This window comes from Niveispirillum sp. SYP-B3756, from assembly GCF_009495745.1.
Lineage (GTDB): Bacteria > Pseudomonadota > Alphaproteobacteria > Azospirillales > Azospirillaceae > Niveispirillum.
Window position 1 is genome coordinate 17,065 of the sequence record NZ_WIDQ01000025.1, and the last position, 22,652, is coordinate 39,716.

Annotated in this window: 20 protein-coding genes; 10 read left to right on the plus strand and 10 right to left on the minus strand. The window is 60.4% G+C overall.

The genetic code is table 11. From position 1 onward, the window contains the following. The first annotated feature begins 1 nt into the window (after position 1). Together wbaP and GE253_RS24365 are read left to right on the plus strand one after the other, a co-directional pair. Entirely contained in the window at positions 2–1,462 is a 1,461-nt protein-coding gene (gene wbaP / locus GE253_RS24360; protein WP_153206762.1) for an undecaprenyl-phosphate galactose phosphotransferase WbaP, read from the plus strand. Between the two features lie 140 nt (positions 1,463–1,602). Further along, entirely contained in the window at positions 1,603–2,970 is a 1,368-nt protein-coding gene (locus GE253_RS24365) for an O-antigen ligase family protein (protein WP_153206763.1), read from the plus strand. Positions 2,971–3,006: 36 nt separating this feature from the next. Here the strand turns inward: GE253_RS24365 and GE253_RS24370 are convergent, their stop codons facing one another. The 3 genes from GE253_RS24370 to GE253_RS24380 all read right to left on the minus strand — a co-directional run bounded on the left by GE253_RS24370 (position 3,007) and on the right by GE253_RS24380 (position 7,294). Next, a complete protein-coding gene (locus tag GE253_RS24370; protein ID WP_153206764.1) occupies positions 3,007–3,621 on the minus strand; it encodes a hypothetical protein in 615 nt (204 codons plus the stop codon). A gap of 70 nt (positions 3,622–3,691) precedes the next feature. Beyond that, positions 3,692–5,950, minus strand: coding sequence for an AAA family ATPase (locus GE253_RS24375; RefSeq protein WP_153206765.1), 2,259 nt, complete (start codon positions 5,948–5,950; stop codon positions 3,692–3,694). Positions 5,951–5,998: 48 nt separating this feature from the next. Beyond that, on the minus strand, positions 5,999–7,294 hold the full coding sequence (locus tag GE253_RS24380; protein WP_173012813.1) for an outer membrane beta-barrel protein: 1,296 nt from the start codon (positions 7,292–7,294) through the stop codon (positions 5,999–6,001). Positions 7,295–7,725: 431 nt separating this feature from the next. Here GE253_RS24380 and GE253_RS24385 point away from each other — a divergent pair, with 431 nt between their 5' ends. Further along, on the plus strand, positions 7,726–8,826 hold the full coding sequence (locus GE253_RS24385; RefSeq protein ID WP_153206767.1) for a hypothetical protein: 1,101 nt from the start codon (positions 7,726–7,728) through the stop codon (positions 8,824–8,826). 247 nt (positions 8,827–9,073) lie between these two features. On the opposite strand, the gene GE253_RS24390 is transcribed toward GE253_RS24385, so the two are convergent. Next, the gene (locus GE253_RS24390; RefSeq protein ID WP_153206768.1) at positions 9,074–9,673 is read right to left on the minus strand and encodes a polysaccharide biosynthesis/export family protein; all 600 of its coding nucleotides are present in this window, start codon (positions 9,671–9,673) and stop codon (positions 9,074–9,076) included. A 133-nt stretch (positions 9,674–9,806) separates the two neighbouring features. On the opposite strand from GE253_RS24390, the gene GE253_RS24395 reads away from it, so the two are divergent. After that, positions 9,807–10,604 (plus strand): metallophosphoesterase family protein, encoded by a 798-nt coding sequence (locus GE253_RS24395; protein WP_153206769.1) that lies wholly within the window; start codon positions 9,807–9,809, stop codon positions 10,602–10,604. Between the two features lie 54 nt (positions 10,605–10,658). Here GE253_RS24395 and GE253_RS24400 read toward each other — a convergent pair whose 3' ends face one another. Next, entirely contained in the window at positions 10,659–12,017 is a 1,359-nt protein-coding gene (locus GE253_RS24400) for a hypothetical protein (RefSeq protein WP_153206770.1), read from the minus strand. A gap of 180 nt (positions 12,018–12,197) precedes the next feature. On the opposite strand from GE253_RS24400, the gene GE253_RS24405 reads away from it, so the two are divergent. The 4 genes from GE253_RS24405 (at position 12,198) to GE253_RS24415 (ending at position 15,644) form a co-directional block, all read left to right on the plus strand. Continuing rightward, positions 12,198–12,443 (plus strand): hypothetical protein, encoded by a 246-nt coding sequence (locus GE253_RS24405; protein WP_153206771.1) that lies wholly within the window; start codon positions 12,198–12,200, stop codon positions 12,441–12,443. A gap of 40 nt (positions 12,444–12,483) precedes the next feature. Further along, a complete protein-coding gene (locus GE253_RS24410; RefSeq protein WP_153206772.1) occupies positions 12,484–13,458 on the plus strand; it encodes a hypothetical protein in 975 nt (324 codons plus the stop codon). A gap of 144 nt (positions 13,459–13,602) precedes the next feature. Continuing rightward, the gene (locus tag GE253_RS25960) at positions 13,603–14,805 is read left to right on the plus strand and encodes a hypothetical protein (protein WP_211101579.1); all 1,203 of its coding nucleotides are present in this window, start codon (positions 13,603–13,605) and stop codon (positions 14,803–14,805) included. Then, positions 14,802–15,644: a glycosyltransferase family 2 protein gene (locus GE253_RS24415; RefSeq protein ID WP_173012816.1), complete on the plus strand. Its 843-nt coding sequence runs from the start codon at positions 14,802–14,804 to the stop codon at positions 15,642–15,644. The genes GE253_RS25960 and GE253_RS24415 overlap by 4 nt, the downstream gene beginning before the upstream one ends. Here GE253_RS24415 and GE253_RS24420 read toward each other — a convergent pair. Beyond that, positions 15,622–16,683 carry a glycosyltransferase family 4 protein gene (locus tag GE253_RS24420; RefSeq protein ID WP_153206774.1) on the minus strand — a complete coding sequence of 354 codons (1,062 nt, stop codon included), beginning with the start codon at positions 16,681–16,683 and terminating at the stop codon, positions 15,622–15,624. The genes GE253_RS24415 and GE253_RS24420 overlap by 23 nt on opposite strands. Next, on the minus strand, positions 16,680–17,957 hold the full coding sequence (locus GE253_RS24425) for a glycosyltransferase (protein WP_173012817.1): 1,278 nt from the start codon (positions 17,955–17,957) through the stop codon (positions 16,680–16,682). Before GE253_RS24425 ends, GE253_RS24420 begins: the two co-directional genes overlap by 4 nt. A gap of 212 nt (positions 17,958–18,169) precedes the next feature. On the opposite strand from GE253_RS24425, the gene GE253_RS24430 reads away from it, so the two are divergent. Further along, positions 18,170–19,192, plus strand: coding sequence for a radical SAM protein (locus tag GE253_RS24430; RefSeq protein WP_153206776.1), 1,023 nt, complete (start codon positions 18,170–18,172; stop codon positions 19,190–19,192). 38 nt (positions 19,193–19,230) lie between these two features. Here GE253_RS24430 and GE253_RS24435 read toward each other — a convergent pair whose 3' ends face one another. Beyond that, positions 19,231–19,575 carry a stability/partitioning determinant gene (locus GE253_RS24435; protein ID WP_153206777.1) on the minus strand — a complete coding sequence of 115 codons (345 nt, stop codon included), beginning with the start codon at positions 19,573–19,575 and terminating at the stop codon, positions 19,231–19,233. Then, complete coding sequence (locus tag GE253_RS24440; RefSeq protein ID WP_153206778.1) at positions 19,572–20,285, minus strand: ParA family protein; 714 nt, start codon at positions 20,283–20,285, stop codon at positions 19,572–19,574. The genes GE253_RS24435 and GE253_RS24440 overlap by 4 nt, the downstream gene beginning before the upstream one ends. A 171-nt stretch (positions 20,286–20,456) precedes the next feature. On the opposite strand from GE253_RS24440, the gene GE253_RS24445 reads away from it, so the two are divergent. Beyond that, entirely contained in the window at positions 20,457–22,145 is a 1,689-nt protein-coding gene (locus GE253_RS24445; RefSeq protein WP_173012818.1) for an ABC transporter ATP-binding protein, read from the plus strand. Positions 22,146–22,332: 187 nt separating this feature from the next. Here the strand turns inward: GE253_RS24445 and GE253_RS24450 are convergent. Then, positions 22,333–22,652: replication protein RepA (locus tag GE253_RS24450; RefSeq protein ID WP_247878851.1), on the minus strand; the 320-nt coding region annotated here is incomplete at its 5' end.

A 22,652-nucleotide genomic window follows, 5' to 3' on the forward strand; every position in this document is an offset into this window, starting at 1 on the left:
GATGATTGAAAAAGCGATGAAAATTAAAGTAGATTCGGTTGTAAAAAGAGACAAATTTTTTCGAAACGTAATGTTCTTTCGTCACATTGGGTACTTTATTGCCGATATTTCTGCACTTTTTGCGTCATTTTTCACGGCATTGCTGTTTAGTGGCGTTGTAAATGAATGGATTCTTGGTCGCGATTATGTGGAAGGCATTGAATTGATATTTGACCGCCGGGCTAGCCAGTTTTTTGGCTTATCCTGCTGCTTGTTGTTCATTTTCCATATGCTCGGCCAATATCGGCGCCCCATGCCCCGCTGGACCTCTTATAAACATATTATTGGTGGCACGCTGTTGATGCTGCTGGCCGATGGTTTTCTGCTCTACGCCGCCAAGGAACATTTATCCCGCCTGTGGCTGATCAATTCCTGGCTGTTGAGCGCCCTATACATACCGTTGATGCGCTATGGGGCAAAGCATATCCTGGACAGATGGGACATGTGGGCCATTCCCACCATTCTGGTCGGATCCGGGCCGCAGTTGGAACATGTGCGCGCCGCGCTGACCACTCAACCTGCACTGGGCTACCATGTGATTGATACGGTGCCCCTGGCCCGTATCGGGGAGAGCGGGCTTGACAATGCATGGGGGCGGCTGTGCCGTGACAATGGCGGCAGCTTTGTCATCCTGGCCCTGTCGGCCCAGGAGATGGTTGAATATGGGGAATTGCTGACAGACCTGGTCCGGGAAAGATTGCCCTTTGCCGTTGTTCCTTCCCTGGGCGGGCTCCCCATCCTCGGCTTCGAGCAGATGAGCTTTATCGGCCATGATTTCATGATGATGGTTGCCCGCAACAATTTGGGGCAGCCCTTCAGCCGGGGCATCAAATTCATCTTTGACATTGTCGTTGCCGCCATTCTCTGCGTTTTGCTGCTGCCGGTCTTTGCCCTGTTTGCCCTGGCGATTTCCCGTGATGGTGGACCGGTTCTTTACCGCCATCTGCGGGTTGGGCGGGGGGGCCGGCCATTTACCTGCCTGAAGTTTCGGACCATGGTGTCCCACGCTCAGCAGGTGCTTGATGCCCATCTCGCTGCATCTCCCGCAGCAGCAGCGGAATGGGAGGCAACCCGAAAGCTCACGGATGACCCCCGTATCACCCCTATAGGCCGTTTCCTGCGCTCCACCAGCCTGGATGAGCTGCCGCAGCTGCTTAATGTCATGTGCGGTCAGATGAGCTTGGTTGGCCCGCGACCGGTCACGGAAGATGAACTAAAATATTATGGTCGTGACGTATTTTTCTATCTTGAAGCCATGCCAGGCATGACCGGCCTGTGGCAGGTCAGCGGTCGTTCGGCTTTATCCTATGATCAGCGGGTTCTGTACGACACCTGGTACGTAAAGAACTGGACCTTGTGGCTGGACGTGGCCATCCTGGTCCGCACGATACCCGTTGTCATCAATCGGGACGGGGCTGTGTAACGCTTGGGAGGGGAAGAGAGCCCCCCACATCCCCTTGGACAGGTCATTCCACGGGCGGGATATCCTCCTGCCACTGGTACTGGCTCCTGACATCGTGCATACAGGACAGACATTTCTAGAAATCAGTTGGAAAGACGGGTTTGTCCGCTCATACACTCTGCCTGCGCCTGCTATTGGCCATTGTTGTTCTGGCACCGCTGCCGCTGGCATCCAATCGTCCGCTGCCCTGGTCAGCTCTGGCCCTTGCGGCCGGGCTGTTGATGGTCGGGTGGGCTCTATTGGTCAGCCGCGGGCGCATCACGCCCGGTACACCGCTGAAGTGGCTCTATCCTGTCATCACGCCCTTTGCGCTAGCCATGGTCTGGATACTGATTCAGACCGTACCGAGCGTATCGGAAAGCCTGGCCAACCCGCTTTGGGCAGAGGCCGGGCGGGCACTAGGCCCCCCGGTCTTATCCGGCCGCATCACCATTGATGCCGGCCGGACCTTTACGGGCATGATGCTGATGATGGGATATGGTGCCATCTTCTTTCTGTCCGCACAGCTTGGCCGTCATCGGCCCCAGAGGGCATTGAAGGTGCTGGCGGTTGCGGGTGTGATCTATGCGCTTTACGGCCTTGTGCTCTGGATGTTGGGCAGCGAGACCATCTTGTGGATGGATAAATGGGCCTATGGTTCGGCCCTGACCTCGACCTTCGTGAACCGGAACGCCTATGCGGCTTACGCCGGGGTCGGGCTGATCTGTTGTATCGCCCTGGCGGTGGAGAGTGCAACCAGTGTCAGGGGACGGTTACGCGACCGGGTAGAACGCATCCTGATCGACGCCATGCCATGGCTGATCGCCAGCATCCTTTTGGGGATGGCGCTGGTGTTGACCCAGTCGCGGGCAGGCCTGCTCCTGACGCTGGCCGGGTTGGTCATTCTTGGCATCTGCCTGCGTATTTCCGGCATTATCCGCAATCGGACAGTTCTGACCTTCGTGCTGGTTCTGTTGGGTCTGGTTCTGCTGGTGGTCTTCCTGGGCGGGGCAGGAACCTTGAGGCGTCTGGCCGAAGGGGGATTGTCGGATGAGGCGCGCCCCCTGCTTTATCAATCCACACTGGCAGCCTTTCTGGATGCCCCGGTGACGGGCCAGGGTCTGGGTGCATTTCCGCTGATTTTCCCAATCTATCGGGATGCGACCCTGTCCATCATGCAGCGCTTTGACCATGCACATAACCTGCATCTCGAATTGTTGATGGAACTGGGGCTGGTGGCGACGCTTTTGCTGTACCTGTCCATGCTGATCATTCTGGTGCGCTGTGCCGTCGGTCTTGTCCGGCGACGGCGGAACCAGATTTATCCGGCCGTGGCGCTGGCCGCGACCACCCTTCTGGGGCTACACGGGACTGTGGATTTCAGCCTGCAAATGCCGGCGGTCGCTGCCACTTACGCCTTTCTGCTGGGCTTGGGTTTTGCGCAATCCTTCTCCAGCGAGGATGGGGAAAGCCACGCGGCGGAGACCTGATCAGAACCTATCGGCTCTGATCAAGGCGAATGAGTATTATCCCCTGATCAGGGCCTGCTGGATGAACTGGGCAGCAGCAGGGGTCGTCGCCAGCGTTTCCAGTTGCTGTGGCTGGCTTGAGTGCAAAAAGCGCACCTGACGGGCCAGCAGCTGGCGCGTATCCGGGTCCAGATAGGGCAGCAGCGTCAATCCCTGTGTCAGGCGTGATGCCGTGATCTGTGGTACGACTGGACCGGTCAGTAGAGACAGGCGGAGCGCTTGCGCCGCCTTTTCCGGTTCTCCCAGCGCAAACCGAAGGGCCACCAGCCGCGTCCAGCCCACTGGGTGGGCTGGGCTGCGGCGCAGGCCTGTTTCTGTCAGCGCCAGAGCCCGCCGCAACAGCAGGAGCCGTTCCGCCTGATTTGTGGTCAAAGCCGCCTGGCGCATCAATAGCAGGCCGCCATCGGCGATCAGGCGGCCGTCACCCGTCCAGTCGCCGGCTGTTTCTATGGCTGCAGCCATCCCGGCCAGCTCGCCGGGTTCCCCTGCCTCCTTGCCCGACTGGATATCGACAATCCGTGTCCGTGCCGACAGCAGGATTATTTCGCTGACGAAACGGGGGGCGGCGAGAGCGATGATACACAGGCCAACCACGAAGGCAGGCCAGGCCATCCATTTGGCCTGCCTTCGTACCTGTTCAGCCTTTACCCAATCCCTGACGCTGCCACCGGGCGGCGGTGCGTCATTTGGTATAATATTCGCTGTAACGCCCATAATAAGTCCCGTAATCGCCATAGGAGTACTGGCCATGCCGGGTCTGATTGATCTGGGAGATGATGACCCCGCCAAAATTGACGTTCATGTCACGCAGCAGGCGCACCCCAACCCGAACAGCATCCCGGGCCGTCGAATTCCAACGCACCAGATAAATGACATGGTCGGACAGGGTGGACAAGGCACGGGCGTCTGAGACAGCGAGAACAGGCGGCAGATCGATAATGATCCGGTCATATTGCTGACGCAGCTTGGCAAGCAGCGGCGCCGCCGCATCCTTGTGCACTTCCTCGGCAATGGTCTGAAGATGGCCGGCTGGCAGGAAATCCAGGTTGGGGGCGATGGAACGCACCACCGCTTCTTCAAACGCAACTTCCCCGTCCAGAATGTTCAGCAGACCCTTGTCGTTCTTCTGCCCCAGCATGATGTGGGTGCGTGGACGGTGAACGTCGCTGTCGATCAGCAACACCTTCTGCTCACCGCGGGCATACATGGCGGCCAGACACACGGAAGCAAAGGTCTTCCCTTCACGGGGAACCGACGATGTCATGGCAATGATGCGCCCGCCGCCGCTGCGTACATCCGCGGCATCCAGAGAGACGCGCAGGCTACGGAAACTGTCGGCGAGGGCTGACCGGGGCTTGTCCGCCAGAACCTGGATCATGTTGTCCGTGTTCCCGCGGAACAGCGGGATGACAGCCAGCGTCGGCAGGCCGGTCAGATCCTCTGCCTCGTCGGACGACCGGATGGCATTATCCATACGATCAATGACAAAGATCAGCACCAGACCGAACAACAGGGACAGCAAGGAGACCAAGCTGATGCCCCGCAAGGTCCGGGGGTAAGAGCTTGTCGCGGGGATCTGTGCTTCCGACAGAATGCGGGCATTAGCACGCTGGCCACCGCTTCCGGTTTCCGCCTCCCGCTTGAAACGCTGCAGGAATGCCTCATACAGGCTGCGTGTGGCATCAGACTGACGTTCCAGTTCACGCAATTGAATCTCTGCGGCGCCGGCTGTGTCCGCAACAGTACGCAACTGTGACAGTTCCCGCTCCAGAGTCACGACGCCTGTCCGCGCCACTTCCATCTCGTTGGTGATACCCTGGGATATGCGTTGCATTTCAGCCCGGAGCTTGCTTTGCAGCTCCTCCAGGTCAGCCCGGTAGCCGACCATCTTGGGGTGCCGCTCACCGAAGGTCTTCAATGCCTCTGACATTTCCCGCTGCAGGATGGATTCCTGCTCGCGCAGGCGCTGGATCAGCGGCGACTGCAAAACCTCAGAGGCGCTGTCAAGGCCGCTGCCCGATTGCAGCAGCGAACGGATCTGGCCAAGCCGGGCCTGCTTTTGCGCCAGATCGGTCCGGGCAATGATCAGGCGTGAATTCAGCTCTGACAATTGCTGGTCCGTCAGGGTCTTGCGGCCGTCGCCGCTACGGCGCAGGCCATTCCGGTTGCGGAATTCCTCTACGGCTGTTTCAGATGTCTGCACGTCCTGGCGCAGAGCCGACAGCCGTTCCTCCAGCCAACCGGTCACCCGGCGGGCATCATCAAAACTGGCCTCCAACCGGTCCAGCAGATATTGCTGCGACAGCGTGTTGAGGATGAGGGTGGCCTTTTCACGATCGTTGGACGTGAAAGAAACATCGATCAGATAGGTACGGCGCTGAGATGTGGCCTGAAGCCGTGACATGAAGCTGTCGACGATGGCAGCGCGCAAAAGTGCCCGCGCCACCTCCTTGTTGTCACCGACCTTGCCATCTGCCGATGACTCTGGCTTGGCAATTGATGAGAGAAGGCTCAGCGGATTGAGGTTGGCAAACAGCCCGGCCAGCCGATTAGGTTCCCGCAAAGTGGGGTTGAATTCCGGATCCAGGTCCAGATGCAGCTTGTCAATGACCCGCTCCGCCAGCACGCGGGAGGTCAGAACGCCAACCTCTGTCTGCAGATCACTGTCACTCAAGCGGAGACGGAAATCATTTCGTGTAGCGAAAGCATCGGACGCTTCCGATGCTTCCACCATGATGGTGCTGGTGGCCGTATAGAGGGGAGTCTGCTGCTGATAGAACAGGACCGTCGGCACAATGGCCAACAGCCAGCAGGAAAGCAGCATATATTTGCCGTTCCAGGCGACGCGCCAAGCCCATCGTAAAACCTGACGGATGTCGATGCTGGCTTCCGTCGGCAGGGAAAAGGCCGGGTGATCGCGTTCGCCCTGGCTATCTGTCATAATCGGGACCTTGGTATCAGTAAGGAATTGCCGCCCGTCGGGCGGCAATCAGTAACGTGCACCCACGCGGAACATCAAGGTCGTCTGCTTATAGCTGCTGATACCGCTATCCGTATCACGCTGACGGTAACGCATTTCACCACCCACGTAGAATTCACGCGTGAGGGCATAGATGCCACGAAGACGGGCATCGTAGGACCAGCTGTTGTCAGAGCTTGCCTCGTAATTTTCATAGGCGACGTTACCGATAAAGGTACCGACGAAATTACGGGCGAATTCATGACGAACCGTCAGTCCGGCAGCGGTGCGGACAATACCCGATGAACCGGTACGTACCGTTTCCTGTACCGTCCGCTCCAGCGAGGGCGCGATGACGGTCAGGCGGGACGGGGTCCAGTTGAAACGGGCGCGAAAGCTGAAACCACTGGGGTCGCTGAAACGGGGATCGTCGTAATTCTGGGCCATATAGCCAACAAGGAAGTCACCGCGAATCAGATCGGTCACATCAATGCCGACACCGCTTTCAAGCCGGTAGCCATCGCTGCTCCGCTTGAAGTTGGTTCCCGGTATAGCCTTATCATAATCACGGCTGTTCACCGCGCCCTCAGCCAGCGCGTAGTAATTGGGGAATATCTCGTAGCCAATGCGGCCCGTCGCCTCATATTCCGTGCGGTCACGACCGCTATTGTCGATGATCTGGCCATTGGCGCGCATCGCATTGGCGATATCGATCTCACTGATGGACAGCCCGGCCTGATAGAGCATACGGCCCTGCTGAAGTCGGGTGCCCGCCTGACCCGACAAGGTATAGGTATTGGCCGGATGCAGGCCCTGTGTGACGTCGGGGCTGCCGCGGTCTTCGGCCCTGTCGACATAAGAGATGCTGCCGGTTGCTTCCCAGCCCTTCTCAATGTCCAGTTTGCCATCGGCCATCACTGTGCCGTTCAGGCGATCATCATTCGTATAACGATCGAAGGCAAATTTCTCCAGTTCGCCATAGAGGTTCAGTTCATGCCGCGTGAAACGCGAACGCAGGCGCATACTGGGGGTGACACGGATGAACCGGTCACTCTTGGTGTCGTCCGCGGTGGCAAAGACGTTATTCGTCCAGGATGCGTCCATTTCGATGGCCGGGAACAGCAGGAACTTCCCCATTTCAATACCGCGCGGCTGATAACTTTCAGCCACACGTTGCGTATCGTTGCGGCCATCTGCGTCGGCGGACGGATCATTTTCCTGTGTGATCGGGGCACTGTTCTGACGGTCCTGGGCCCTGGCTGATACGGCATCCAGACTCATCAACAGGCAGAGGGCGGCCCCACCATAGAGCATAGGCATTGTCATTTTCTGTCCCGCCATTTTCAAACCGCCCCCTACAGACATTATTGCCCCCAGCACAAAATTACCTGGCACGCCCGATCCGACTTACTTCGATATCGGGAGTATCAAACCGGTTCGGCCTTCGCAATGAAGATAGCGTCATCGACGCATAGCGCAACACAGGATTGTTGCTTCGCCCCACAGACCAGCCCAATATCCAAAAGCCGTGACATTCTGGCATTCATTCAGGTAGAAGCCTGGATTGCGCATCGCCGTTTGCGGGGTTGCCGGATCAAGGCTGCTCATTCGGCATCGGGTCAGATCTGCGACGATCCGGACTGTTATCGTTGCGTGAGTATCCGAATCACTTTAGATTGTGTAAATCGACGGGTGTAATGGTTCGTTCAGCCCATCCGTCGGCCTTGATTTAGCTCTCGTGCCTCCTTGAGGATCAGATGCCGACACCTCGCCTCACCCTTCGTGGCCTGCTGCTTGCGGGTGCTGCCCTGATGACGGGAGCAGCCTCCCTTCTGGTCATGCCCATTCAGGCCCAGGCCCAGCAGGCAGCGAACCAGGCCAATCTGCTGGCCAACCTTCCCCCTGCCCTGCGTGCGGCAGTGACCACGGGCAATGGCCAGGCCGTGGCCCAGGCCATCAATACCCTGTCGGGTGGCAATCCCCAGCGCTCGGCAGCATTGGCGGATCAGGTGGTGCGCGCGGCAGAGCAGATGCTGGCCACCAACCCGTCGGCCGCCATCGCTGCGGCTTCAGCTGCGGTGGAGACAGTGCGCAGCAGCCCTGTCCAGACCTCCTCACCGCAGCAGACCCAGAGCGTGGTGACCACGGCGGCCCGTATCTTTGTGGCCCCCGCTGCCCTTCAGGTGGCCCCGGTTCAGGCAGCGGCCCTGGCAAGTTCCACCTTGCAGGTGGCCATTACCACCAACAATGCATCCGTGGTCGCCACGGTGGCACAGGCCGCCGTTTCCACGGCTGAACGCATGGTGCAAAGTAATCCCGCTGGCGCCGTGCAACTGGCCAGCCAGTCGGTGCAGGCTGTCGCCCAGACCTCGGTGAGCCAAGGCGCGCCACAACAGACCATGTCTGTCGCCACCTCAGCGGCCCGCATCATTGTCCAGCCCGCCGCCCAGCAGGCCTCCCCGCAGGCCGTGGCGGCCATGGCCGTGTCTGTGGCCCAGACGGTGAGCAACCCCGTCGTTTACCAGTCCTCCCCGCAGGCGGCTGTGGCGGCCATGTCCAGCGCCTATACTGCCAGCACGTCGCAGAGCATCGTTGCGGCGGCACCGCAGGCGGCCGGTACTGTTACGACAACCCTGAACCAGGCCAGCACCAACACGGCCCTGAACCAGAGCAACGCAGCCAACGCCGCTCAGGTCAATGCCATCCTGGCCCGTCCTTCGGCCATAACGCCCCAGCAGCAGGCCACCCAGACCCAGACGGCACAGCAGCCCACGACCCAGCAAAACACCAACCAGCAGACCAATAATCCCCCGGTCGTGGTGGAAGAAAACCCCATCCTGACAGGTAGCCCAACCTGAGGCCGGTTCCATTCCTGCTTCTTGTTGATAGAATCCAATAACAATAAAGGCACCGACCCACCAGTCGGTGCCTTTATTGTTAGCAGGGTGCGGAGAACCAGGCAGATGGCTCCAGATCATATTTCCGCTAGAGCGGATCGCAGAAAAGCGGAATCGCTTTGGAGTGTGAATCCGCTCGCTGAACAGGGACTTAGAGCCGGAAACACGATCTGGAGCTGGCGTTGGTCCCGATTAAACGCAATGGGTTTTAGAACCGGCGTTCGCGCACACGGATAATGTCGCCCGGTAGGATCGGGGTCAACTCGTCGGCCCGGAACTCTTCCTGCTTGCCCTTGTTGGAACGCACCAGGATCACGTCATTCTCCAGCGCGCGGTAATCATAGCCACCGGCCCGGGCGATGGCGCTCAGCACAGTCATGCCGATCGTATAGGGGAACTCACCCGGCTGCCGCACCTCGCCCAGCACATAGAAGGGGCGGAAGGTCTGAACCTCAACCGATACGTTCGGGGATTGCAGCAGATTGTTGTTGATCAGCGCCTGCTGGATACGGCGTCCCAGTTCATTGGCGGTCACGCCGCTGGCCCGGATATTGCCGACCAGCGGCAAGGTGATGTTGCCACTTGGATCGACAGTCAAATCCCCGGACAGGTTATCCTGGTTGAAGACCGTAACCCGAACCATGTTGCCAGCTTCCAACATGTACCCGTCGGCGGGGTTGACGATGGTGGTTGGCGCCTTATCCGTGGGCAGGTCCCGTTGACCGGGACTACCGCACGCGGTCATAACAAGGCAGAGCCCGGCAACCAGAAAAGTCTGGACCGGATTTTTCGAGAAACCGAACCACATATATGCGTGCTCCTCAGAATCAATCTTCCCTTGTCAGGCCCATGCCCGATGCGACTCACCAAAGGTGGTACTATCCCGCTTGCCTGCTTTGCAAGCCGACATGCCGGATATTGACCAAGCCCGGGGAATTAGCATGATCTTTGCCCGTCTACGCAAGGCCTTCGGCAGGGATTCCACGCCTGATACCCCTTCCTTGCCTGCCAAGCCAGCCATTCCGCCCGGCCAGCTCGTTTACGCCATCGGTGATATCCACGGTGAGGTCGATCTGCTGCGGCGTCTGCTGGAGCGGGTACGCCAGGATATGGCGCAACGTTCCGATCTGGCGGCCACGGTTGTCTTCCTGGGCGACTATATTGATCGCGGCCCCGACAGCCGGGGCGTCCTGGAACTATTACTGTCCGATCCGTTACCGGGGGCCAGGCTGCGTTTTTTGCGCGGCAACCATGAACAGACCATGCTGGAATTCCTGGTCGATCCGCTGGCGGCTGCCGACTGGCTGCGCTTCGGCGGGGTGGAGACGTTGAGCAGCTATGGTGTGCGTGCTCCACCCGGTCCCCTGGAGCCTGACCGGCTGAGACAACTGGCAGCAAGTCTGGCCGAACGGCTTCCGCCTGCCCATCTGTCATTCCTGCAAAACACCACCTTCATGGCAGCTGTGGGAGATTATGCCTTTGTCCATGCCGGCATCCGCCCCGGTATCGCCCTTAACCGGCAAAAGCAGGATGATCTGCTCTGGATCCGTGAGGAGTTCCTCGACAAGCCGTTCCAGTCCAGCCATGTCATCGTGCATGGCCATACCATCACCGATGAACCCGAGCTGCTGCCTCATCGTATCGGACTGGATACCGGGGCCTACGCGTCCGGTATCCTGACTGCCCTGATCCTGCAGGGGCAAGAGCGCGAGGTGATGCAGGTGCAGCGGGGAGGATAGAAGCCGGTGGTGCGCGGCACAGCATGAGCTGTTTCCGGTTCGCCGGAAACAGCTCTAACCGCGTCGGTCCCGCCACAGGCGGTAAAGGGCCAGCGGATCGGCCAGGGCAGCGAGAAAGCCCGGCAGATCATCGCCGCTTTCCCGCACGCTGGCCCGAATCACCGGCACGGCCAGCAGCAATTCGCAAAACAGCAGGGCCGCCGCGATGCCCGTCAGCCCTGCCAGCCAGGCCCCGGCATAGCAGGCCGGAACCGCCAGCAGGCTGACCACCAGCGTCAGGCCGGCAGCGCCCCCGTGCCGGTTGCTGGCGGTCAGCACCACCAGCGCCATTGACCCAAGCCCGCTCACCAGCCCTGCCAGCAGCAGCAGCAGGAACATCGTCTGGTCCAGGACGATCTGATTGCCCGTCCAGAGATGATAAGCAAAAGGCCCCAGCAGCCAGAGCCCGGCCAGGGCGACAAGCCCCAGCCACAGCCCCGCCTTCACAGCCGTGCGGTTGATGAGCCGTACCCGCGCCATGGCCTTTTCTCCAAAGGCCCGTGACATTTCCGGCCAGGTGGAGGTTCCGATGATGTTGTTGGCCAGTTGGGCCAGCCGTGCCAGGGTGCGGCCGGTGGCCAGGGCTGCCGCCGCTGACGGGCCCAGCAGCATTCCGGCGATCATCAGGGGTGCCTGCTGGTTGCAGGCAGCCGCCAGGGGAAAGCCCACGTAGGAAAGTGCCGGCCGGGCCATCTGGCGCAGGCTTTCCCTGTCCGCATCGCGCCAACCGATGGCCAGCCAGGGGGAACAGCGCCGCAAGCCGATGGCCAGAACCAGCAGCCCGGCAGCCTGTACCGCCGCCATTACCCCCGCCACTGCCAGCATTCCGCCGCCAGCCAGCAGCACCAGCGCCATGATGATGAATTCCGTCAGGCGGACCAGATTGGAGAGATGATTGCCGATGGCATAATGACCATCGCAGCGGAAGGCGACAATCAGCCCGCCCGCCAGCAGCACCAGCCACATGCGCAGCACCAGCAGGGCCAGTACGATGTCCACGGTCCCTTCATCCAGCAGGACCAGACCGAACCATTGCCGCAGCGGCAGTGCCAGTGCCAGCGCCAGCAAGGGCAGCAGCAGCAGCGGGCCCAGGGCGGCCAATGCGGCCAAGCTGGTCTGAAACAGCCGCTGGGCTGCTGCCCGGTCGCCCACCACGACCGCCATGACCATCAGGTTGGCTGCCGCCGCCGACAGGCCCAGATCACCGGCCACCAGATAATTGGGGATGGAGCTGACCAGCAGCCATTCCCCCATGCCGGTAGCCCCCCAGGCACCCAGCAGCAAAGGCACACTGGCAAGCTGGATCACCAGATTGATGATCTGGCCAAAGACATTGGCGGTTATACCCTGCTGCAACCGGCGAATGACACTCAAAGGGGGGGGCTCCGGTTCGGAAGGGCAGGGGTAAAGGGTGGATGCCACCTGTCAGGGCGGGTACAATTTAATCATGTTGTTGGGACGCACTTGCCCCTTTCATCGCAGAATGGGCTATACGTCAAGCGCCTGCAGATTGCAGAGAGTCAATGAGCGATGACAGGATCGGCTGAGCAGACAATGCGGGGTTGCTTTGTGCAATATGGCTGCGGCTGGACAGCACCACCCGGCTGGCACAATTTCGATGCATCGCCGACCTTGCGGTTTGAGCGATTGCCGTTGGTCGGCCGCCTGTACAGCAAGAATGGCCGCCGTTTCCCGGATAATGTTCGCTATGGCGATATTGTGCGGGGGCTGCCCCTGGCACCGGGCCGCTTTCATTTTGGTGATGGCTGGCCGGAACTTGCCATGCAGGCGCAGAAATAGCACGGCAGGCACCGCCGTCCTGATACGGACAAGGAATGTCATGATTTCCCCCCGCCATCTGTTGAGCCAGAAAGCCATCAACCGACTGCGCAAGCTGGCCAATATCCTGGATCCAGGATATCGGTTGCGCCAGATGCCGCGTACCGCGCGCGGCATCTGGTTCCGCCGAAACCATTCGGTTCTGGAACAGGTAGCGGCTAACAGCGCCATTGCCGAGATATTGATCCAGGGTCAGCCCGCGGCCCTGGGCAAGATCGGCAATACAGAATTACGGGTGGTCATGCAATGGCTGGCCCAGGGAAAACGCGAGACAGCTCGTTTCCTGCCAGGTCTGCGCGAAGAAGCCTTTGTCGGGGCCGGCATCTTTCCCGCCACGGACGAGGGCATGGTGGATTTCTGCCGTCTGTGGCTGGACGCGCTGGGGTCGCTGGATCTGCTGGCCGTCTGGCACAATGCGGGGGAGGCGTTGCTGGCCGACAGTTGCTGCCCCAAGGCACTCTATGTGCGGGAGGAAGATTATTACCCCTATCTGCATGAAAATCCGTGGAGCCGCCATTTGGCCGGGCGTCGGGTACTGGTGGTGACCCCCTTTGCCCGTACCGTCCGCCAGCAATTCGCCCAGCGGACCCTGATTTGGGAGAAGCACCCTTTGGTTTTGCCGGATTGCACCCTGGATGTGCTGCCGGTGCCCTTCAGCCCGGCCCTGGTACCGGCGGGTGAGCCAAGCTGGACGGAACGTCTGCAACGCCTGATGGGGGCCATGGCGGAACGGTCATTCGACATTGCCATCATCGGGGCCGGTGGCCTGTCCCTGCCCCTGGTGGCCAAAGCCAAGGCCATGGGCCGGATCGGCATCCATCTGGGGGGGGCAACCCAGATGCTGTTTGGCATCCGCGGTCGGCGTTTCGATGCCGACCCGGATACAGTCGCTCTGATAAACCCCCATTGGACCCGCCCCTTGCCGGAGGAAACCCCTGCCGCCGTTGGTCTGGTGGAGAATGCAGCCTATTGGTGAGAGAAATATGTGTTGCGCTGGACAAATTGATGCCTGGCAAGATACGACAGGGGGCACCGCGGATATTTCATGACCATGAGCACTCATATAGTCCCACGCGCGGCGAGGGGCTGGACCATCCAGCCCTGGCCGGTTCTTTGCTTGGTGACGGGAATCGCCTCTCTGACGGATTTTCAGATCGTCGGCCGTATCATGGGGACGGAAGTCCTGGGCATCCTGTTCGTTCTGGGGCTTGCCATGTTCGGTCGGCCCCCCATGCCAGATCGGTTGACCACCCGATTGATCGGATTGGCCCTGCTATGGCTGGTGGCGCAGTTTGTCAGCGATCTGGTTAACCAATCCCGTTGGGACAATAGCTTGCGCGGGTTGGCGCGTGCTGGTGCCACCATGATCATGCTGTATGGCCTGCATGTCATGCTGGGAAACCGGGTGCGGCGGGTGCATGTGATGTTTCTGGGGCTGGCCATCGGTGGTTGTGTGGCGCCTTTGCTTGCCCAAGAAGGGGAGGATTTCGGCGATCCTTGGAAATTCGGCTATGGAACCCCTGTTACCATGTTCTGCATGGTGGCTGCGACTTGGTTGTGGCGGCTGCGGCTGCGGTCGCTGGCGCTGCTGCCCCCCCTCCTTATTGCCCTGGTGAATATTTTCCTGGGCTATCGCAGCATGGCCGGCATTGCCCTGGCCGTTTTCTTCATTCAGATGCTGGTGATTATTTTCGGCACCCTGCATGTGGTCACCGGGCGGCAGGCCCTGTTTCTGTCATTGCTGGCTGGCGGCTTGGTGGGGGGAATTATTCCCTTATATGGTGTGGCAGCAGAGGCGGGATGGCTGGGGGAGGGACAACAGGAACGCTATCTGGAACAGGTGAATGATCAATATGGTATCCTGCTGTCGGGACGCACCGAATGGCGTATTGCACCCCTGGCCTTTCTGGAAAAGCCGCTGCTGGGCCATGGTTCCTGGGCGGAGGATGAGCGCTACGCCCAGATGTCATGGGAGATTTTTACCGGCTCCACGGAAGCCATGCCCCCCGGTTTTTCCATGCTGATCCCCAGCCATTCCCATTTATTGGGTGCCTTGGTGGAGGGGGGAATCCTCTCCGGCCTGTTCTGGTTCATGGTGCTGTTTTTGCTGGGCCACAGCGTGATCACCCTGGTTCGTCATCCAATACTGATCGATCCCATTATCAGTTTCGTGCTGTTCTGCCTGGGTTGGGCGGTGCTGTTTTCCCCCTATGGTCTCGGCAACCGTGTCTTCGCCTGCTTTGCCATTATCACCATGACGGTGCTGCTACAGCAGGCCCGTCAGTTGGAACAATCATCCGCCCGCTTGCCGAGAGTGCCATGACGGCCCGTGTTTCCATCGTCACCCTGTCCTTCAACCAGGTGGCTTTTCTGGAAAAGGCGATCCGGTCGGTACTGGATCAGGATTATCCGGAAATCGAATATATCGTCATCGATCCTGGTTCGACGGACGGCAGCCGCGATCTGATCGCCCGGTACCAGGACCGCATCACCCGGGTGATCCTGGAACCCGATGCCGGCCCGGCAGATGGGTTGAACAAGGGGCTGGCGGCGGCGGCGGGGGATATTTTCGGCTATATTAATGCCGATGACCGGTTGCTGCCCGGGGCCATCGCCAGCATTGCCGAGGCATTCTGCAACCAGCCGGCGGCTGATATCATTTATGGACACGGTTTTATCGAGGATCTGTCGCGGGGCACCTGCCAGCCTTTCCTGGCCAGCCCACCGCCTTTTTCCCCCTGGCTGATGGCCCATGGCGGCATGGTTTTTCTGCAGCAATCCACCTTTTTCCGCCTGCCGGCCCTGCGCCGGGCAGGCGGGTTCAACCCGGCCAACCGTACCTGTTGGGATTGGGAATTGCTGGTCGATCTGGCCAGGACCGGCGCCAGGGCGCAGCGGATCGACAAGGCCCTGTCGGTCTTCACCCTGCATGGGGAATCCATCTCAGGTTCCGGCAGGCTGGAGCAGCAATATCAGACAGACCAGAAGCGGTTATTTGCAAAACTGCTGGGCCGGGAACCGGGGCCGACCCACCGCGCCGCCTGTCTGGCAGCCCGGCTGGTCAAATTGGCCCGCGATCCGCGGATGCTGGCCCTGAAATGGCCAGCCCTGGCGAAACAGGCGCTGGAATCCGGTCTGGTTACGCTTCCAGACGGTGCTTGAACCGTTCAGGCACGCCCAGCAGCGTGTCGGCCCAACGGGCGGGAGTGAATTGCCGCGACAAAAGCAAGCTGGCCTCCCCCATCCGTTCCCGATCTGCCACCAGCAGGGCAGCGTATCGGCGCATGGCATCGGCCATCTGGCGGATATTCCCGGCATCGACGATGAAGCCGTTATAACCATCCTGGACCAGATGGGCGACAGCCCCACAGGCATAGGTACAGATCACCGGCAAGCCGGCTGCCGTGGCCTCATGGATGCTGACACCCCAGGGTTCGACAAGGCTGGGCTGAATGGCGCATCCTTGTGCGCTCAACACTCCTGGCAGGGCAGCGGGTTGGACGAAATCCAGAACCTCCACGCCTTCCCGCCCCTTCACCCTGTCCAGCAAGGGACCGGTCCCGCACAGGACCAGGGGCCAGGCCGCCGGCCCTGCCTTCTGGCGATAAAGCGCATAGGATTCCAGCAACGGCAGGATGCCTTTCGTCACATCCAGCCTGCCCACATAGACAAAGGATGCGGGTAGAGGCGATGGCCGGGCCAGATTGAAGGCATCCACATCAGCGCTGTTCATGCCGTAAAGAATGCGATCTTGGGCAAAGCCCAGCCGGCGGGCCAGCTTTGCCTGACGGTCGCCGGGCAGAAAGGCGAAATCGGCAATCGGGGCGATATAGAATGACCGGGTCAGCCAGCCCAGATATTGTTTGGGCCTGTCCAGCCATTGATTATCCATCCCCATCACACGTGGCACACGACCCCGCCACAATTTGGCGATCTGGCGGAAAGCCGGAATATGCCAGCTATTGAAGATCAGTAGGTCGGGCTGGAATTCCTCCAGCATCTGCTGAAGATGTGCCGCATCCGGCTCCCGGTCATAGCAATATTGCCGGGATATCCAGGCGAAGTCGGCCATGTTGAACGGGGCATCGGGCTGGGGGCGCATACAGGCCACCAGCAGTTCCACCCCCGGCCTGGCCGCCAGTTCCTTCAGGCAGGCATTGGTATAGCCAGACAACCCTGTCCAGAGAAAGGCAACCTTCATGCATCCCCGCCTTTCCGGCCGTCTTGCAGCAGCCGGTCATAAATAGATTCCAGACTGGTGCCATAGGTGGCCTGCCGGTAATGGCGCCGTATCCGCTCGGCATTGGCGGCGCCGATCCGGTCGACCGCCTCCCCCATGGCCAGGGCCTGGGCAATGGCATTGGCCAAAGCGGCCGCATCCCCCGGCGGTACCAGCAGTCCATCCTGCCCATGGCGCACCGGGCTGCCGGCATTTGGGGTGGTGATGATGAAGCAGCCGGCCGCCATCGCCATGGTCACCACCCGTGCCGACCCCTCTGCCAGAGAGGGAAAGACCATGATCCGCTGGGCGGACATGGTGGCCGCCAGTTCCCGCCGGCCGAGCGTTCCATGCAGTCTGACCCTGGGCTGTGACAGGAAATCGTGATGGCACCGCGCCGTTTCGCCTTCCAGCGACCCCACCAGATCCAGACTCCAATCCAGCGGGGCCAGCCGGGTCAGGGCATCCACCAGAATATTGGCCCCCTTGCGCGGGCCAAAATGGCCGGCAAACATCAATCGCCGGTCGCTGGGATCGGGCGGGGGACGGGGGGGGCAGGCTGCCAGAAACCCTTCATCCACGCCTTGATAGATGACATGCACCCGGTCAGCCGGCCAGCCGAGATGCAGGAAGGTTTCTTTCACAAAATCGGAATTAACCAGAATGTCGTCGGCCAGACCGATATCGTCGCGCAGCATCCGGGCCCAGGGCGAAGGGGGGGGTAGGCTGGCAGGATCTGGCATCCGCCCGCCATTGGTTATCAACGGCTCCAGCAGGCATGGATGAGCGATGGAATGATCACACAGGATATGCATCCCGCACCGCCGCGCCGCCATCACCGACATTTGCCCAAATCCTGACCGGTAATGGTAGATACCCCCCCGCCCTTCCTGCCGGGCGATAAGCCGGGCTGCCGTGCGGCTGTATAGGTTGAAGGAGGTGCGATCCAGCCAGTTGCCCAAACCGGCACTGGCGGGGCGCTGCATCAACCGCACGGCGGCTGCCGCCATCAGCTCTGCCCCCGCCAAAGACCGGACCCGGTCTGGCGGGATGGCGCCCTGACGGTCACGCAGACGTTGCAGCTTGCCCTGGCTGACGAGGCCCGACCCTTCCAGCAGCCGGCATAGGCCAGGCGTGGGATAAGCACCGGTGATGAACAGGCCAAGCCGCCCAACCATCGCCATTGCCGCTGCCGCATGAACCAGGGGGAACAGGTTGAACCCGTTGGAGATGATAATATTGTCACGGCTGCCCATGGTGCAGGTCCGGCTCCTTGCCTTTGCGCACGCTGGCGCCAATATGGCCATGATGCTTGTTTTGTAAAGAAAATCGGCCCCCCGTGCTGCGCATCCGTCTCCCGACGACCAAGACCCCTTGTTTTTATTGTGGCGCACTGCTCTTCTGTCGTCGCTTACACCCTTGGGGTGATTGTTCCCCCGTACAGTGAAACCTATCCGAAGGCTGGTGGATGTTCCGGATCAGTGGTGCCCGACTGTTGGTTCTTAACAGGCTGATCGCCAGCAACCGGGTGAAATTCGCCGGTGTACTGGCCGCCGATCTGCTTGGCATCCGTTACACAATTGTCCGCTTCGACCCGGTGATGGCGTGCAACCTGCGTTGCGGCATGTGCTATTTCAGTGATGAAACATGGTACCGGGAAAATGTCGGCTCCCGCTTCACACCGGAGCAGATGACCCGCATCGCCGAGATTTTCTTTCCCGAGGCGCTTCAGCTTTATGTCGGCTGCGGCAGCGAGCCCACCATGTGGAAGGGCTATCCGGATATTGTCGGGATTGCGAAAACGAAAGGGGTGCCCTTCGTCTCGCTGGTGACCAATGCCCAATTGCTGAACCGTGCTGCCGTGGAAGCCCTGGTGGGCCATAGGCTGGACGAGATCACCATTTCCGTTCATGGCACCCGGCAGGATATGTATGAAAGCCTGATGAAGGGGGCCAAGTGGCAGCGCCTGCATGACAATCTGGCCCTGATCGACGCGGTGCGCCGGGAAAAAAACAGCAGCCTGCCCAAGATACGCCTGAACTATACGGTCAATAACGACAATGTCGAACAGATGGCCGAACTGATGGCTGTCTTCGGCCAGTACGGCATCGATACAATACAGATCCGCCCCATTGCTGATCTGGGGAATACGACCTATCAGGACAAGGATTTAACAGAATCCCTGCCTGTGTATGAAGCCGGGATTCGGCGGTTGCAGAAGGAATGTGCCCAGGCCGGAACGGTTCTGCTGGCCAACCTGACCGACCCGCTTTTCGAACAGAACAATACCCAGTCGGTGGTCTATGAAAATGCGGTGCTGCGTTATGTCAGCCCGCAACGGGTGTGGGTGAAAGATTACAATCCGCAGCAGGAAAGCTATCAGACACTCAAAAAGCGCACTGGCTTCCGCAAACGCCTGCTGCGCTGGGTAGTGTCCGGTTCAAGGGAACTGGAACATACCACCATGCTGACGACATCCAAGGTGCTGTAACTGAATCAGCCTGATATCAATATGTTATCATATTGATATCAGGTTTTGACCGCCAGTTCCCGCTCCAGGGCCGCTACGGCCTGTTCCAGCACCTCTCCCAGAACCCACCCCTGCTGGTCAGCGATGGCCAGGAAGGCGTCAATGGTTTCCTGTCGCGCCCGGATATTGAACTGTACATTGCGGCCGGTGCGGTGGCGGCGTTGCTGACGTTTGGGCGGCGGGACGGGGCGGGCTTCGCGGCTGGGGAAACGGGCGGCTTCCGATATGGCGCGGATGGCATCGACCGGCGGGGCCTTTATATCCTGCGGCGCCTTGGGTGCGAAACCGGACAGGTCCAGCGGGTCGGGCGCATCGCCGAAAATGCTGGCGCGGGTTTTGCTCATTCCATCCCTCCCTTTTCTGCCGATATGGTGATGACGGGCGCCTTGATTCCCCCCTTCAGCACGGCGACCACTTCGCCCGCGAAGGCCAGCGCATTGGCATTGGCCGCTTTGATGTTGGTCACCTGTGCCGGGTCCAGTTCCGCCAATGTGCCACCGAAAGCGAAAATGGCGCGAAAGGCGTCGCGCTCATGCAGTTGGGTCGCAAAGACCGGCACGTCGTTTTCCGCGAATTCCGCCGCGATGCTTTGCAGTGAACGGGGGCGGATGGCGGCACTGGTGCGGGTGAACAGCACAGCAAAAGGGATCTGACGGCGGAAAACGCGTTCCTGGCTGCGGACCAGCCGGATAGCCTTCACCGCCTCCCCCGCATCCAACTGCGAGCCCTGGCTGGGGATCACCACCAGATCGGCCCGGCTCATCGCATAGCCCACCATCATGGAAGCGGTACCTTCCAGATCGACAATGACGAAGGCGGTGGTCAGTGCCGCCTGATCGATCACATCGGTTACCGTTTCTTCCGTCACATCAGCCAGCACGGTCAGGTTGGCGGGCCGGCCCGGCAGGCGGGCCCAGCGCGAAACCGGCTTGTTGGGATCGGCATCGATAATGGTGACACTGGCCCCCTGCCCCGCCAGGGCCGTGGCCAGCAGAACCGCCGAGGTTGATTTGCCGGCCCCGCCCTTGGGGCTGGCAAAAACGATGGTTGGCATGGGGCTGTCCTGGCCTGATCCGCGTTTCGATGCAGAAGACGTTATCAAGATGATATCAGATAGTGAACAGAATTCTGCCAGACAGACCCAGATGCTGGGGAAAGGGGCTGGCATTGCCCTATGGGCAAATGCCATGATCCCCGCCCTCTTGCGCTCTGTTTTCTGGAACACATGCCGTCCGCTCCCTTCGCTGCCGCCCGCCGTCTGCTGTCGCTGCTGGCCACCGCTTATGGCCCCCGTCGACTGGGGCTAATGCTGGGCTTGGGACTGACGGCCTCGCTGGCAGAAGGGGCGGGCCTGCTGCTGCTGGTGCCGGTGCTGGAAAAGCTGGGGATGGGCAGCACCGGTCCTAGCTCTGCCGGTTCCTTGTTACAAGGGCTGGGACTTTATCTGCTGTTGGTTGCCGCCGCCGCTGCCGTCACTGCGGCCCGCGCCATCATCAGCAATGGTCAGCGCAACCGCTTTGTCGATGGCTTGCGCAGCGATCTGCACCGGGCCCTGTTGCATGTCTCCTGGCCCGTTTTCCAGTCGCTGCGGACCAGCGATGTAAAACAGATCCTGACGATTGATGTGAACCGCCTTGGCATGTGTCATGACGCGCTGGTCAATCTCGGTGTGGCGACACTGGCCCTGCCGGCCCTGCTGCTGTCGGCTCTGTTGCTGTCCCCGTCACTGACGCTGATCACCCTGGCGGCCTCTCTGCTGGCCTTGCTGCTGATCCGGCGCATCGGGCGCAGTGGTTTTGATATTGGGATAAAGCTGGGCCGGGCACAGCAGGCCATGATGGCCGACCTGACCGACGATCTGGCCGGCCTGCGGGTGATCAAGGGACTGGGAGCTGAACAAGCCCGCCAGAATCTGCTGTCGCAACGCTTCGCCGATCTACGTCATCTCCAGGCCCGGCATGTATCCATCCTGGCCTATGAGCAATCAGCCCTGATGCTGACGGCAGCCATCCTGGCTGCCTTGGCCGTGGTCATGGCGACGCTCTGGCTGACACAGCCTTTAAGTGCGGCCCTGGTGGTGATCCTGGCCTTTGCCCGGCTGGCCCAGCGTGGGCTGGGCAGTATGCGGATCTGGCGACAGTTGGAAACCGGCCTGCCTGCCGTGACCCTGTATGAGGAGATGCGCGACCGGCTGCAGGCCGGTGCGGAAAGGGCCGGTGGGCCCGATCTGGCGCCCTTTGTCCGCTGCATTGCCTTCAGGGATGTCGGTCTGTCTATGCCTGATGGGCGCCAGGCACTGCAAGGGGTCGATTTTGACCTGCCATTTGGCACCCTGCTTGCCGTCACCGGCCCCTCGGGGGCCGGTAAATCCACGCTGGCCGATCTGATGGCGGGGCTGATCACTCCCCATACCGGCACCTTATTGTTGGATGGTATCCCGCTTACCCCCGACCTGCTGCCTGCCTGGCGGCGGCAGGTCGGCGTGGTGCCACAGGATCCGTTCTTGTTCCATGACACGATCCGCGCCAACCTGTTGCTGGCGGCCCCCGATGCCACGGAAGCCGACCTCTGGATGGCCCTGGATGATGCCGCTGCCGCCGGTTTCGTTCGCGCCCTGCCCCATGGGCTGGATACGCGGGTGGGTGATCGGGGCAGTGCCGTTTCCGGCGGAGAACGTCAACGTCTCGCCATCGCCCGCGCACTGCTGCGCCGTCCGCGCCTGTTGATCCTGGATGAAGCAACCTCTGCCCTGGATGGTGGGTCAGAAGCCCTGGTTTTACAGACTCTGGACCGGTTGCGTGGCCGCCTGACCATCCTGGCCATTACCCACCGTGATGCCACCCGTCGTGCCGCTGACCGGGTGCTGGAGTTGGATGCCGGGCGGGTGTTGATCAATCCGCCTGCCAGATTATGACATTGTTGTCGGTGCACTCGCCTGCAATGCGCATGACCTGGTCATGACGCGTGGATGAGGTCTGGATCACATATGGATATCTATCTGATATCAGATAGATATCCATATCCGTACCTGTTGAGTTGCGTGGGAGTTCAAGAGAGGGGGCGCGAGTAGAGTCCCGACCATTATATGACAAGCCGAGGGCTTATCCGCCCAGCTTGCTGATTGGTGGCGCTGATGGGTACAGCATCAGCCCATCTTCTTCCAGTGTCACACCTGCCTGTGGATAGGCTGCTAAAGCCAGTTTCAATTGCGGGATCATAAAGCGTTTGAAATCACGGATGCGCGCATATTCGGCCCCGTGTTGGGCATGAAGGGCCTGCCAGGAAATGGTTGTCGGCTTGGTCAGGCTATGTAGTCGGTAGGACAGCCATACATAGAGATCCAGCGCCAGACTGCTGGCCCCAATTGCCCGGATCGCTTGCTCCAGCAGCGGGATCGGGTATTTACGCAGATTGTCGTAGA

What these genes read in the sequence shown, in the direction of transcription:
- GE253_RS24375 (WP_153206765.1), bottom strand. Translation starts at nt 5,950, where the DNA reads ATGACAGATAGCCAGGGCGAACGCGATCACCCGGCCTTTTCCCTGCCG.
- GE253_RS24380 (WP_173012813.1), bottom strand. Translation starts at nt 7,294, where the DNA reads ATGACAATGCCTATGCTCTATGGTGGGGCCGCCCTCTGCCTGTTGATG.
- GE253_RS24415 (WP_173012816.1), top strand. Translation starts at nt 14,802, where the DNA reads ATGACGGCCCGTGTTTCCATCGTCACCCTGTCCTTCAACCAGGTGGCT.
- GE253_RS24440 (WP_153206778.1), bottom strand. Translation starts at nt 20,285, where the DNA reads ATGCCAACCATCGTTTTTGCCAGCCCCAAGGGCGGGGCCGGCAAATCA.
- GE253_RS24370 (WP_153206764.1), bottom strand. Translation starts at nt 3,621, where the DNA reads ATGGCCTGGCCTGCCTTCGTGGTTGGCCTGTGTATCATCGCTCTCGCC.
- GE253_RS24420 (WP_153206774.1), bottom strand. Translation starts at nt 16,683, where the DNA reads ATGAAGGTTGCCTTTCTCTGGACAGGGTTGTCTGGCTATACCAATGCC.
- GE253_RS24410 (WP_153206772.1), top strand. Translation starts at nt 12,484, where the DNA reads ATGATTTCCCCCCGCCATCTGTTGAGCCAGAAAGCCATCAACCGACTG.
- GE253_RS24385 (WP_153206767.1), top strand. Translation starts at nt 7,726, where the DNA reads ATGCCGACACCTCGCCTCACCCTTCGTGGCCTGCTGCTTGCGGGTGCT.
- GE253_RS24425 (WP_173012817.1), bottom strand. Translation starts at nt 17,957, where the DNA reads ATGGGCAGCCGTGACAATATTATCATCTCCAACGGGTTCAACCTGTTC.
- GE253_RS24445 (WP_173012818.1), top strand. Translation starts at nt 20,457, where the DNA reads ATGCCGTCCGCTCCCTTCGCTGCCGCCCGCCGTCTGCTGTCGCTGCTG.
- GE253_RS24395 (WP_153206769.1), top strand. Translation starts at nt 9,807, where the DNA reads ATGATCTTTGCCCGTCTACGCAAGGCCTTCGGCAGGGATTCCACGCCT.
- GE253_RS24390 (WP_153206768.1), bottom strand. Translation starts at nt 9,673, where the DNA reads ATGTGGTTCGGTTTCTCGAAAAATCCGGTCCAGACTTTTCTGGTTGCC.
- GE253_RS24435 (WP_153206777.1), bottom strand. Translation starts at nt 19,575, where the DNA reads ATGAGCAAAACCCGCGCCAGCATTTTCGGCGATGCGCCCGACCCGCTG.
- GE253_RS24405 (WP_153206771.1), top strand. Translation starts at nt 12,198, where the DNA reads ATGCGGGGTTGCTTTGTGCAATATGGCTGCGGCTGGACAGCACCACCC.
- wbaP (WP_153206762.1), top strand. Translation starts at nt 2, where the DNA reads ATGATTGAAAAAGCGATGAAAATTAAAGTAGATTCGGTTGTAAAAAGA.
- GE253_RS24430 (WP_153206776.1), top strand. Translation starts at nt 18,170, where the DNA reads ATGTTCCGGATCAGTGGTGCCCGACTGTTGGTTCTTAACAGGCTGATC.